The sequence below is a fragment of the Agrobacterium salinitolerans genome, from assembly GCF_002008225.1.
Taxonomy (GTDB): Bacteria; Pseudomonadota; Alphaproteobacteria; order Rhizobiales; family Rhizobiaceae; genus Agrobacterium; species Agrobacterium salinitolerans.
Window position 1 is genome coordinate 170884 of the sequence record NZ_MRDH01000039.1, and the last position, 13235, is coordinate 184118.

At 57.4% G+C, this 13235-nt stretch carries 10 protein-coding genes; 4 read left to right on the forward strand and 6 right to left on the reverse strand.

Translation table 11 applies throughout. The annotated features are described in order from the left end of the window. Positions 1-130: 130 nt before the first annotated feature. Positions 131-1093, forward strand: a complete 963-nt coding sequence (locus BS627_RS23540) for a glycosyltransferase family 32 protein (RefSeq protein ID WP_165691375.1) — start codon at positions 131-133, stop codon at positions 1091-1093. Here BS627_RS23540 and BS627_RS23545 read toward each other — a convergent pair. Further along, positions 1085-1828: a polysaccharide deacetylase family protein gene (locus BS627_RS23545; protein ID WP_077985550.1), complete on the reverse strand. Its 744-nt coding sequence runs from the start codon at positions 1826-1828 to the stop codon at positions 1085-1087. The two genes, BS627_RS23540 and BS627_RS23545, sit on opposite strands and share 9 nt — an antisense overlap. Continuing rightward, positions 1825-2922, reverse strand: a complete 1098-nt coding sequence (locus BS627_RS23550) for a glycosyltransferase family 4 protein (protein ID WP_077985551.1) — start codon at positions 2920-2922, stop codon at positions 1825-1827. Before BS627_RS23550 ends, BS627_RS23545 begins: the two co-directional genes overlap by 4 nt. Before the next feature lie 127 nt (positions 2923-3049). Here BS627_RS23550 and BS627_RS23555 point away from each other — a divergent pair, with 127 nt between their 5' ends. Together BS627_RS23555 and BS627_RS23560 are read left to right on the forward strand one after the other, a co-directional pair. After that, positions 3050-4390 (forward strand): nucleotide sugar dehydrogenase, encoded by a 1341-nt coding sequence (locus BS627_RS23555; RefSeq protein ID WP_165691376.1) that lies wholly within the window; start codon positions 3050-3052, stop codon positions 4388-4390. Positions 4391-4394: 4 nt separating this feature from the next. Continuing rightward, positions 4395-4877, forward strand: coding sequence for a class I SAM-dependent methyltransferase (locus BS627_RS23560; protein ID WP_077985552.1), 483 nt, complete (start codon positions 4395-4397; stop codon positions 4875-4877). A 34-nt stretch (positions 4878-4911) separates the two neighbouring features. Here the strand turns inward: BS627_RS23560 and BS627_RS23565 are convergent, their stop codons facing one another. From BS627_RS23565 to BS627_RS23580, 4 genes are all read right to left on the reverse strand, one after another. Further along, a complete protein-coding gene (locus tag BS627_RS23565; protein WP_077985553.1) occupies positions 4912-6606 on the reverse strand; it encodes an adenylate/guanylate cyclase domain-containing protein in 1695 nt (564 codons plus the stop codon). 209 nt (positions 6607-6815) lie between these two features. After that, positions 6816-7676: an MBL fold metallo-hydrolase gene (locus BS627_RS23570; protein WP_077985554.1), complete on the reverse strand. Its 861-nt coding sequence runs from the start codon at positions 7674-7676 to the stop codon at positions 6816-6818. A gap of 191 nt (positions 7677-7867) precedes the next feature. After that, entirely contained in the window at positions 7868-8323 is a 456-nt protein-coding gene (locus BS627_RS23575; RefSeq protein ID WP_077985597.1) for a cyclic nucleotide-binding domain-containing protein, read from the reverse strand. A gap of 43 nt (positions 8324-8366) precedes the next feature. Continuing rightward, entirely contained in the window at positions 8367-11084 is a 2718-nt protein-coding gene (locus BS627_RS23580; RefSeq protein WP_077985555.1) for an ABC transporter ATP-binding protein, read from the reverse strand. Positions 11085-11428: 344 nt separating this feature from the next. On the opposite strand from BS627_RS23580, the gene BS627_RS23585 reads away from it, so the two are divergent. Further along, entirely contained in the window at positions 11429-13234 is a 1806-nt protein-coding gene (locus BS627_RS23585) for a serine aminopeptidase domain-containing protein (RefSeq protein ID WP_173990336.1), read from the forward strand. Position 13235: the final 1 nt, after the last annotated feature.

Genomic DNA, 13235 nt, shown 5'->3' on the forward strand with positions numbered 1-13235 from the left:
TTTGTTGTCTGTCTATGCCTCTGAAACATCGAATTGTTTAGCAAATTCGAAGCCGGCTTCCGAAACACGACGGCTTGCCTGACGCCTTTTGTTTGGCGATATGTTAACGTGCGTTTCTGGATGAGGGTCCATGTCCGACAAGAAATATTACGACGCCCAGCTGGATAAAGCCCGGCAGTTGCAAAATGGCGGCCAGTATGTAGAAGCCAATGCGCTTCTCTTATCACTGGTTGCAGCAAAGGACAGCCACCTGATGGGTGAGCGGACGGTGCTCGGCCTGCCGCGCCGCTTGCATGCGGCGAGGCTGCGCCTCGCCAAAGCCGAGGGCGATGTGATCGCCAAGATCGGTTATCAATATACGCTGGTTCCACCGCCGCAGGTGCTGGAGAAATATGTGCGGTTTTCCACGCAAGACCGTCGCGCGATCAGTGTCAAAAGCCGTGAAGATGTGCCAAGGCTCATCCACCAGATATGGATCGGGGAGAAAGCTCCGCCAGTGTCGGTTGAGGCATGGGCCGCCCACGCTTCGAACCACGGTTACGGCTATCGGCTCTGGCGGGAGGCCGATCTTGAGCGGCAAGGCGTGTTTTCCAACGGCGTCTTCAAAATCATGCTGGAAAAGGGCGATTATCCGGGCGCGGTGGATGTGGCCCGTTATATGCTGCTGGAGCGGTTTGGCGGAATCTATCTCGATTGCGACTGGTATCCGGCACGGGACGACGCGAGTTTCGATACATTCCTGCCTCTGACGGGGCTGACGGCGTTTGACGAAAAAACCCCGCGGGACACGGGGCAGGGTAGCATGCTGCTTGCCAATTCCTTCATAGCAGCGCCTGCCGGACATCCTGTTTTCAGCAGGATGCTGGAAGCCTTCCCCGGAATTATCGAAGACCTGCCGCGCGCGCCCGCCTGGTGGTCGACCGGCCCCTTGATCTTCACCGTCATCGCCCGGGCAGGGAGCATCAGCCTCGCGCCGGCGGGGTTCGTTGCCGCGTCCCTTCCCGATCGCGCGCCTTTTGAGGCGGTGGAAGCGGTCAGGCGGGAACTTTCTACCGAGGCGAGCGGGTTGCTGATTGCCTGGAAATCATGGTGAGATTTCGTCGATGAGGTCTCTTGAAGAGCGCCAGCGGGCGGCGGGATGATCGGTGGTCACCTTGAAAAACCGTCTCAGAAAGCGCCAGACATTGTCATCATGGACGAGATGGTGGGTGAGGATGCCGGTCGTGCCGCCGTTTTCGGCGGTCATCAGGATGCGGGCGGCGGTTTCCGCAAAGAGCACGTCGTCGTCGCGGCCACCGCGGCTGCCGTGCCAGTCGATCACATCGACATGGGTGTTCAGGCAGGGCGGCAAGGTGCTTTTCTCCGGCCCGAAAACGGATAGGGCGCGATATCCGAGGCCCGCGAGTGCCTTCACGATACCGGGATCTATGCGGTTCCACGGCGGCACGAGCATCGGCACCAAACGCCCGCCATGCAGGTCGTGGAGTTTATCCAGGCCGGATTGCAATTCATCGAGAACGACAGCGGGATCGCGATGCGATCCGAGTTCCTGTTTCTTTTCCTTCTCGCTGGCATAATTCGTATGGGACCAGCCATGCACGGCGACCTGGGCAATGTCCGACACATCCAGATGCCGTGCGAGCTTATCGGTCGTCATCTCGGGGATGACCGCGAGCGTGACCGGAGCGGAAAAGCCGCCGCAAAGATCGAGCAACGTGTCGAGCGCAGGCGTCGGCTCCACCGCATCGTCGTCGCGGAGCCAGAGATCGGCGGATATGCCGCGCCGCCCGCATTCGTCGAGTGCCGCAACGAGTTTTTCCAGACTCATGATGTTCGCGCCTTTGCTTGCAGCAGTATATGGTTCAGTTCTTTTGCGGCGGTTTCCAGAGACCGTTCATTCCTGACGAACTGCCGGGCCGCCTGCGCCAGTTCTTTGCGCTGTGTGTCGTCGCCGAGCAGGGTTTTAATCGCGTCGGCATAGGCGGCTCTATCATTTTCTGGTGTCAGTAATCCTGTGGCGCCGGATTTTACCACTTCGGGGACGCCAGCCACTTCTTCGGCCACAACGGGCAGGCCGGCAGCCTGCGCCTCGAGATAGGCGAGACCATAGGCCTCGCCATGGCCCGGCCAGACATAGAGAGAGGCTTTTGAAAGAAGCATGGCGATCTCGGTCGCGGTTTTTTCCCCGTGCCAGACGAGACGGCGATTGGGAAACGCGCTGAATATGGCCTGCACGGCCGTGCGTTCCGGTCCGTCGCCGACGATATCCAGCGTCCAGTCGAGATCCTGCGGCAACAGGGCGAGCGCTTCGGAAAGGGCGCGGTAGCTGTCGAGCTTGTCACCCGCCCGCATCATGGCGACGGTGATGAGCCTTGCAGGTGTCGGCTGGGGTGAGTTTCTGAGAAAGGCCTCGGCATCGATGAAAGGTGGCAGCATGGCCCAGCGAAGGGCGGGCGAGGCCCGCAAGAGGCCTTCACGATCCCGTACGGTGAAGCAGATATTGATGGCGGCGGCGTTCCATGCGGCCAGCAACCCATCCTGGACCGCCTGCCATCCCATCCCATTTCGCTTCGGCGAGTAGGACGCTTCGGCAGTGACATAGGGGATGCTGAAACGTCTGCCCAGTTCCGGTCCAAGCAAGTCCGGTGCCTTGTAATAGGGGTGGTAACAAAACCAGAGATCCGGCACGCCCTCCCGCTCCCAGCGTCGCGTGATGACCTCGATTTCCCGCTCGGCCTCATCGGCGAGCAAGACTCTTGCCGGGGCATCCGCCTGTTTCAGAAAACTGCGCAATTCCGAGGCAACGGAAACATCGTGACCGCCAATCGTCATCGCTTTCATCAACAGGCGAGCCATCAGCCGGTCGCCGGAGGGAACCGGATGGTTGGGAGATTTGAGCGGCGCATAAAAGGCGATCTTCATGGCGAAGGTTGTGCGTTGCCGGCGGCTCGCGCGTCAACCGGAATTTGAAAGGCCCGAGCCTTGACAGGTCCGTCATTCTTGCCCAACTGAGAGGCATCTTTTGCACATGCGCGGAGCGTGACACGCTTTGACTTCCCCAGACATCTCCCGGAACCTGCTTTCCAGTATTGAAAACAAAAGCGCCAAAGCGGGGGTGATCGGCCTCGGCTATGTCGGTCTGCCGCTTGCCATGACGATCGCCAGGGGCGGTTTCAAGGTTGTCGGTTTCGATATCGATCCCGGCAAAATTACCGCGATCGAGGCCGGCCGCAGCTATATCGAGGCCGTTTCCGATGAGGTTCTGGCGAGTGTGAGACAGGATGAAGGTTTTGTCGCCACCTCGGATTTCTCCAAGCTGGCCGAATGCGATGTCATCGCCATCTGCGTGCCCACGCCCCTGACGAAATATCGCGAGCCGGACCTTTCTTATGTCGAAAAGACCTGCCGCGATATTGCCGCCCATCTGCGCAAGGGGCAGCTCGTGGTTCTGGAATCGACCACCTATCCCGGTACGACTGACGGGGTGGTAAAGACCATTCTGGAAAGTGCCGGGCTTGTCTCCGGCGTCGATTTCTTCATCGGCTTTTCACCTGAACGGGAAGATCCCGGCAATCGCGATTTCGAGACCTCGACCATTCCGAAGGTTGTCGCTGGCGATGGCGAGGCGGCCGGAAAGCTGATGGCGGCATTTTACGGTTCGGTGGTCAAAAAGATCGTCCCCGTCTCGACAAACGCCACGGCCGAGGCGGTAAAAATTACCGAAAACGTCTTCCGGGCCGTGAATATCGCGCTGGTCAACGAACTCAAGGTCGTCTACGAGGCAATGGGCATCGACATATGGGAAGTGATCGATGCGGCGAAGACCAAGCCGTTCGGTTTCATGCCGTTTTATCCCGGTCCGGGTCTCGGCGGCCATTGCATACCGATCGACCCGTTCTATCTCACCTGGAAATCGCGTGAATATGAATTGCCGACGCGATTCATCGAGCTGGCCGGAGAGATCAATACCGGCATGCCGCGTCATGTCATCGGGCGGGTCGCGGAGGCGCTCGATATTCATTCCGGCAAGGCGCTCAGCCGCTCGAAGGTGCTGGTCGTCGGGCTCGCCTATAAAAAGAATGTGCCTGACATTCGCGAAAGCCCCTCGCTGAAGCTCATCGAGATTATTCAGGAGCGTGGCGGCGAAGCGGCCTACTTCGATCCCTTTGTTGCAGAAATCCCGAAAACCCGGGAGTATAGCCATCTGATGGGCATGAAATCCGTGCCGTGGGAAAGGGAGGCGATCGGCGCTTTCGACGCCGTTCTCGTTGCGACCGACCATGACAACGTCGATTATGCCGCTCTAAGCGAATGGGCGCCGCTTATCATTGACACGCGAAATGTTTTCGCGCGTCGGGATATAGCTGCAAAACACATCATCAAGGCCTGATAATATGAGCAGACTCGATAGTTTCATCCGCCGGCTGACCGCGCAGCGGGATATTCTCAACCATGTTGCAGCTGATCTTGATCTGCCGGGTGAAGGCGCGCTTATGGAAATTGGCCTTGGCAACGGGCGCACTTTCAACCATCTGCGGGAGCTGTTTCCCAACCGCCGCATTGTCGCTTTCGACAGGGCCATGGGTGCGCACGCTTCCTCCGTTCCGGTGCAGGAAGATCTGGTGATCGGTGAAATATCGCAAACCGCTCCAGCTTTCATTGGCAAGGAAGCGGCGTTCGTGCATGCCGATATCGGCACGGGTTATCCGGAAAAGGATGCTGTCACCCTCACATGGTTGCCCGATCTTGCGGCGGGCATGCTGGCGAAAGGCGGCATTGCGGTCAGCGGCTTGCCTCTGGATCATCCCATGCTGAAGCCTTTGCCGGTGCCGGCAAGCGTACCGACGGACCGCTATTTTCTGTATCGCAAGATTTGAGATTGGACGCTCCGACACTCGTGTCTGGGCTATCTCATAAATAGCGCTCGCTCTCTTCTTTCGAGAGCAGGAAGACCTTCATTTGCGAGTTGCGGCCGCGGATGGCGATTTCTTCGCTTCTGAGATCGGCAATCTCCTGTCCCGCCTGAATGATGGCCGGTTCGGAAACAACGATGGCGGCGCCGAATTCCTTGGCCTTGGATTCGAGCCTGCTTGCCACGTTGACGGTATCGCCGATGGCCGTGAGGGTTTTGGCCGCGCCATATCCCATGACGCCGACGATGCTCGGACCGGAATGAATTCCGACGACGACTTCCAGGCGGACGGTGAATTGTTTCTCCAGCCCCTCGTTCAGGATTGCGATATCCCGCAATATGGTTGCGGCCGCCTTCATGGCTTTGCGGCAGGCATGTTCCGCGTCCTCGCCAAGTCCGAAAAGCGCCATGGCGCCATCGCCGATGAATTTGTCGAGATGGCCTCCCGCCTGCTCTACCGCCTGCCCGACGATGGTGAAATAGCGATTCAGAAGGAAGACGACATCATAGGGCAGCTTCGCTTCGGAAAGCGTGGTGAAGTTGCGCAAATCGCAAAAGAGTATGGCTATTTCTTCTTCCCGGCCGGGGCGGGCCGGTTGTGCATCGGCTGGCAGGTCGCTCTGCTGGGGCGGCGAAACGAGAAGCGCGATATCAATATCGCTGGTGGGGCGTAGCTGGCAGCCGAGCCGGACATCGGAATCGGCATGGATGCGCCTCAATGTGGTTTGCTCAATGTCTCCCGGTGGCGGCAGCGGGCCTTTGCTGTTCAGAACCTTGACACGACAGGTTGAGCAGCGCCCTTTGCCGCCGCAGACGGAATAATGCGGAATTCCGGCAAGGCGGCTCGCTTCCAGAATGCTGAGGCCAGCCGGCACATGCGCCTGCGCGCCGTGTTCATAGCGGATTTCTATCGCCGTCAATCGTTGCCGAAAGCTGCGTACGCCACGCATGGCGAAGACCAGCATCACCGCGCCGACGAACAGCGTCTCCGCTGTGCCGGTGATGAAACGGATCTGTGTTTCCATTTCCCGCTGCAGTGGCAGTTCGTCCTTTTGAATCGTATTGTCGACAAGTCCGGGCGGAAGCGCGTATTTTTTGTCTATTTCCGCCAGCCATCGACCGGCATCGCTGAAGCCCAGCAGCGCCAGAAGCGGCAGCATCACGGCCACCGTCATGAACAGCCCGGCTATTCGCGGATACCAGTCTCGATAACGCAGCCAGAAATAGAGGCCAATGCATCCGTGGACCCAGATCACGATCAAGGCGAGGCTTTGCCAGGCGCCCTGTATTGGGTTGTTGATCCACAGCCTGCGGATGACCGAATAATAGCCGACATCAATGCCATAAAGCATATGCGACACACGGATATTGACGGCGTGGCCGATGATCAGGAACGGGATAGACAGACCGAAGATGACCTGAAGTGCTTCGCGGAGCGGCATTCGTAGTGTTCTGCGCAAATAAAGCGAGCGTAGAACAAGACAGACATGCAGCACGACCGAACCGTAAAAAAGCAGGCTGCTGACGGGATTGAGCCAGATCAGGCTGAACCATTTTCGCGCCCGTTCGGCGGTATCGATGGAGATGAGTGCGAGGGAGTGATTGAAAAGGTGGGAAAATACGAAAGCAAATATGATGAGGCCGGATAAAATCCGGGCGCGTCTCAAATTGGTCTCCGAAAAGAAACGGATCATGCAAATCCCATCATGTGGTCATTCGGCGCAGAATCATCATGTCGTAAGTGGTGGCACCCTTATTGCAGGCCGTCTCGTGGCAATATCGTGGAGCAATCGATCGGGAACGGTCAATTGTGCGTGTTCGAATGCTCGCGTCGCATAGGATATTGAAATCAGGATTTCGAGAAGGCGGTCTCGCAAGTTGACTTCGCCGGAGCCAGATTGCGTCAAAGCACTATGATCTGCCCGTCCATGGCCGCGAACGCACCGCTGAACTCGGCTTTCGCCTGTTTTTCGATATTATCCAGTTCTTCGTCGCTGCGGCTTGGGGCGTGATGGATGAAGCCGACATTTTTTGCACCTGCAAGCTTGGCGAGGCGGATCGCCTGTTGCCAGGAGGAATGGCCGTAACCACGGTATAGGCCCATTTCCTCATCGGTGAACATGGCATCATAAAGGAAAAGATCGACGTCCCTGATCAGATCGAGCACAGTTTCGTCGATGCTGCCCGGCTCATGTTCGGTATCGGTGATGATGGCGAGGGACTTTCCTTCCCAGTCCAACCGATATCCGATGGCGTTGCCTGGATGATTGAGCATTCCGGTCCTGATCGAAAGGCCGGGATGCACATCGAGCACGTCACCCGGCATGAAGTCCCGCGTGTCGATTTTTGCGCAGCAAATTTCCAGCGGCACGGGGAACCAAGGCGGGCTCATGAAGTCCTTGAGCATTTCCCGGGTGGTGATGGTGCCAGCGAGGTGACCAGACCAGATGGCGACATCGTTGGAGCTGTTATAAAAGGGCTTGAAATAGGGGAAGCCGACAATGTGGTCGTAATGGCAATGCGAGAAAAACAGGTTGACGTCAGTAATGCCTTCCGCCCGCAGAGCAAGGCCGGCAGGATGCAAGCCCGAACCCGCATCGAACAAAAGAACGTGATCGCCGCATCTCACCTCAATGCAGATGGTATTCCCGCCGTATTTTCGGAAGTTTTCACCTGAAACAGGAAGCGTTCCCCGCGCACCCCAGATCTTTACCCGAAAATTTCTATTACTTTCCCGACGTGTTGTGTCGGAATCCAACGCCATAGCACACCCCAATAACAACGGAATCTTGCACGCTTCCTCCCATGAAGCCCGTTGTCTCTATAGATTCTTATTATCCGCCCTCGTAGGAGCGGCTGCCTTTACCCCTTATTCAGTCAGCATTTCATTTATATTGCAATAGTACGACATTTATTTTTCCAATATCGCCATTCACGGTAGCAAGGAATTGTTGGTTATGTTTTGGCGCTCGCCCGTGCTTTGGTCAGTTCGGTCGTCGTCTGGGTGAGGCGTTCCGCCAGAACGCGCATGACCTTGATTGTGATGTCGGGGAAATCTGACATGAGCTTGAAAAATTGCTCTTTTCCGATGCGCAGAGCCTCGACATTGGTGGAGGCGCGAACGGTTGCGGTTCTGACGCTGTCGCAGAGGATGGCGATTTCGCCGACAATGGCGTTACCGGTCATTTCAGCTACTTTCAGTGTGCCCGATGGAGAATCGACCAGAACATCCACTTTTCCGGTCAGGAGAACATAGGCCGCATCGCCGACATCTCCCTGGCGGAAGAGTATATCCCCGGCGTGATAGGACACCCGGTCGGATGCGAATGCGAGCAGCTTGAGTTTCGACGGTTCCATTTCCGAAAAAAACGGGACCCTCTTCAACATCTGAATTTCGTCTTTAAACAGCATTGCCTTACCCTGTTCTTGTTCCACCTCGGTCACATTCTTGGATTTATGTCGCGACCATGTCCTTGAATGTACCGTTTTCCTCGGCGAGAGTCTCGTAACTTCCGTCAGCCGTGATCAGGCCCTGGTGAACAACGATCACCCGCTCGAACATGCGTGAAAGATGTGCATTCGAGAGAACCCACATGATCGAGGGGTTATTGTTGTTCTGTTTCAGGAGTGTGATGACCCGTTCGACAATTTCTTCCTGCTGTCGGGGGTCGAGGCCGGGGAGGGGGCGGTTGAAGACGTAATAATCGGATTTGCGGATCAATGCGCGGGCAAGGTTGAGTTTCTGGCGTTGCAGCGGGCCAAGGCGCTTGCCGCCGGCGCCGAGGTTAAAGTCCAGCCCCACGGCCAGCACACGTTCATAGACACCCTGCTTGCGCATGACATCTGCGACAATGCGGGTGATGCGCCGCGAGGCGTCAGTATAGCGGTGACTGACCTTGCCGAAGAGAATATTGTCCAGCAGGCTGGTGGCGCTCATATATTTGGTCGGATCGTAGATTTCGATTACGTTTTTCAGGCTGTCGGGCAGGTTCTCGTGGAACATGTGCCGGACTTCGACGATCCGCTCCATGATCTCCGGTGACAGCAGGCCGAAACGCTGGCGAGGTTCTATGTAGAAAAAGCTCAACCGCAACATTGCGCGCTTTTCACTTTCATTGGCCTCGTCGAAACCCTTTCCCTGAAGTCGTTGCAGCATCTGCTGATAGACCGGAATGTCGTCTGGCGTCATGAAGGTGAGCTGTTGGAAGAAGGGGTGGTCTCCCGGCAGGTCGGCGAAGATTTCCACGATGTTCTCGGCAATCGTGTAGCCCATTTCGAACAGGGTTTTGACGAGGCCGGTTTCGCGCATCAGCGAACGGAAATAGTCGCTCTCGATGACGGTTCTGATTGTCTGGGAGGAGTCCCGCATGGTGCCGAACAGCAGGTTTTCGCCGACCGTCGCCTCGCTGTTATAGCTCTCCAGTTCAAAAGGTGCGATGAGACCGCTCAGATTTTCCTTTTCCAGCTCGGTGCGCAGGACATGCCTGAGTTCCACCATGCGGGCGGCAAGATGCAGGTCGGTCAAAGGATCGATAGACGAACGCAGCGCAAATTCGAGAATATCCTGCGACAGTTCCACGCTGTCGAGGACGGCCAGAATGGCCTGGATGAGATTCTCCGGCTTGCCATCACCTGCAGGACTTGAGGCGTAGTCGATCCATTCGCTGTTGATATCGATCAGCAGATTGCCCGCCATCCTGGCTTCACGGATTTCCCACTTGCGGTGTTCCAACGCGGCGCCCTCATAGTTCTTGTCCGCAAGGGGGGCGTGTTTGAGGCCGTAAAGCAGATTGTCCTTCAGGCTGGCGTGGAAGAAATAGCTGTCCGAGGAGACATAGGAAATGCGTCTTCCGGTCAGCGATTCCGGCAGTTCCAATATATCGACGTCGTTGATGCTGATCTTGCCCGAGGTCGGCCAGAGCGTGCGGCCGATTGCATCCGCCAGCGCTTCGGCGCCTGAGCCGCCGACGATGGCGATAACCTCGCCCGGCTCGACCTTCAGCGATGCCTGTTCCAGAAGCCGGCTGCCGCTATCGTCCTCGAGCGTCAGATTGGCGACGACGATCGGGGCGGTGATCGCCGCGACTGCGCCGGGAGACAGTTTCTGCACCTTTTCGTCGATCATGTTCGGGGCGTCGAATTGCTCGAAGACCTGCTCGTATTTCACCTGCACGTCCTGACGCGCCTGATCCCAGTCAATCAGTTCTTTCAGGGGCCCTGGCAATTCCTTGTAGGCATTGATGACGGCGACCAGCTGCCCGACATCAAGGCTGCCTTTGAGGGTCAGATAACCGCCAAGCGCATAAAAGAAGAAGGGCGTGAGCTGGGCGAGGAAGTTGTTGATGAATTTGACCAGGAACTTCCACTGGTAGAGATCGTAACGGATCTTGAAAATGTCGCCGAGCCGGTGTGAGGCATCCGCACGCTCGTAATTTGACGTGTCATAGGCATGGATCGTGCCGATGCCATCGACCATTTCGCCGATGCGTCCGGCCAGCTGGCGCGCACTCAGCTGTCGCTGGCGGCCGAGTTCGATGAGGCGGCGGCGCATTTTGGGAATGATACCCACCTGGATCGCCGCCATGAAAGCCGCGATCAGGCCCAGCCAGAAATTCTGCACGAGAATGAAGAAGAGCGCAGAGAGCGCCTGGCCGCCGAGAAGGGCCGGCTGCACGAAGGCGTCGCCGGTAAAGCCGCCGAGCGGCTCCACCTCGTCCTTCACCATGCTGGAGATTTCAGCGCCCTTGACCCGCTTGAAATGCGAGGGCGGGAAACGCAAAATCTTGTCTATGAGCTCGAAGCGGATACGTCGCAGAAGCCGTTCGCCAAGGCGGCCCTTATATGTGTTGATGTAATATTTGAAGAGCCCGTTGACGATAACAAGCGCAAGAAACGTCAGGCTTAGCGCCATCAGCATCGACATGCGGTCGAGTTCGAGCCCGGGGAATAATGTCACAGTGCCCCAATAGGGAATATCGACCGTGAGATGCATGAAAAGTTGCGTCGCATTCGCCCCTTCGAAACCATCCCCCTGAATTGGGCCGTTGACGATTTGCTTGGGCAGATCGAAGGCGAGGAAATAGGGAATCATCGACAGAGCCACGACCAGCAGAATGAAAAGCTGCTGCCGCCTCGTGTGCGACCAGATATAACGCGTAAGGCTTTGTTCCATATAAAACTTCTATGACCTGTCGGGCGTGGCCCGGGGTGTTGGTTTGCGCGGTGTCTAGACGATCCTGCGGCTGGGTGGCGCAACCTCCTCCTGCAAATAGGTATGGGACTCGCTATTTATCAGTATATTCAAGCGGTTTCGAGCGAAATAGCGGCCCCGTCGCGACCAGCCCGCCATCCCGGCGTTCGGTTTTACAACGGGTGGGCGGCAATGGATATAAATGCGACTATATTTTTAGACTTCTCTAATGTTGTTGTTTTTATTGTAGATCAGGCGGTAAGACGTTTCGATATAAGGATCCCGTAATGGTTGAGCCAGACACTGGCGCAATGATGGCAAGGTCGATGGCGATAGATATTTCAGAGCGTACAGCAAGCGATCCGTCTCTTGATGCATTGTCGCTTTCCGGCATTGCCTCGAATGGGGCGGTTGCGCATCCGGTCTCTTTTGATGGGCTTACAGGGATTTTCCATCCGGCGCGCAAGGACGTCAGACAGCGCCATGCCGTTCTTTTCGTCAGCCCGTGGGGCATGGAGGAGCTGTGCAGCCGCAAGTTTCAACGGCTGCTGGCGGAGCGGTTGGCCGCTTGCGGTGTCGCCAGCCTGCGATTCGATTATTTGGGCGCGGGCGACGCTTTCGATCCTGATGATGCGGGCCGTGCAGCGGACTGGATTTCCGACGCGCGCGCGGCGCTCAACTGTCTGAAGCGTCTTTCCGGCTGCGCCGAAGTGGTCGTTGTCGCTCAGGGCCTCGGCTGCCTTATCGCTGCGCAGGCGTTTGCCGATGTCCCCGTTGTGAGTTCCATGGCGCTTCTGGCGCCGGTCGTTTCCGGCCGCGCCTATCTGCGTGAGTTGGCGATGTGGTCCTCCATGATCGATGACGGCCTCGGTCTTCTGCCTACGCAACGCATGGCGGAGGCGGGATCGATTGCCGGCATGGCCATGCCCGCCGGTGTTGCGGATGCGATCAGGAAGGCCAATCTTTCAAATCTGACCGCTGCTCCGGCGCGCACCATTCTGGTGCTCTCCCGGCCAGGCCGCGTAACGGATGCCGATTTCGCCAGGCATCTCGTTGCGATTGGCGGTTCGGTGGAGGAGGCGGAGTTTTCAGGTTACGACGATCTCGTCTCCAGCCCCACGCTCTCGAAAATATCCGACGATGTGGTCAACCGGCTCGTCGTTTGGATCCTCTCCCAGACCCATGCCGAGAGTGCGGTGACCCCCGAGGAGGATTTCACCGTCAATGCTCCGCAGCGTGGGCGCGGTTTTATCGAGCAGCCGGTGCAATTTGGAGAAGGCGGGCGGCTTTTCGGTGTTTTTTGCGGGCCGGATGGTCGGGAGGTGGTTTCTTCGGTTCTTCTGCTTGGCGCCGCTTATGACCGGCATGCGGGCTGGGGCAGGCTTTCGGTGCAGATGGCCCGTGCATTGGCGCGCGAGGGGGTGGCATCTCTTCGCTTCGACGCCGCCAATATTGCCGACAGCCCTCCGGTCAAAAACGTGCCCGAGCAGGTTCTTTACGATACCGCGCAAAATGACGACGTGGCCGCCGCACTCGATTTTCTCGGCAAGCGTGGTAAGGGACCTTTCATTGCGGCGGGCCGGTGCAGCGGCGCTTATCTCGCCTTCAACAGCGCAATCGCCGATGAGCGGATCGGCGCCGTGGTCGCGGTCAATCCGGTTGTCTTCCATTGGCGCAAAGGCCGCTCGGTGGATGAGGCTCTGCATAAACGCCCGCGTTCCTTCGGGGAATACAGCCAGCGCTTTCGACAGGGTGCCACATTCAGGCGTCTCATCAGCGGTGATGTCGATGTGGCAAGTGCGGGGCTGAATATCGTCAAGGCGACGTTCAAGAGGCTTTCGACAAAAACGGCGAGGCTGTTCCGCAGGGGCAGCGAGGAAGGGCGTGCCGTCTATGGCGCATTCGACAAATTGAAAGCGAATGATACCGCCGTTCATCTGCTCTACAGCGACAACGACGATGGTCTGGAGCACTTCCAATATTACTTCGACGCCAATGGCGAAGGACTGGCGGCCTATAAGAACGTGTCGCTGACCATTATTCCCGATGCCGATCACAATCTTTCAACGCCGGAAGCAAGACAAGTCTATATCGACGCGGTGAAGCGGCTGGCTCTCGAGCATTTGCAGTAAA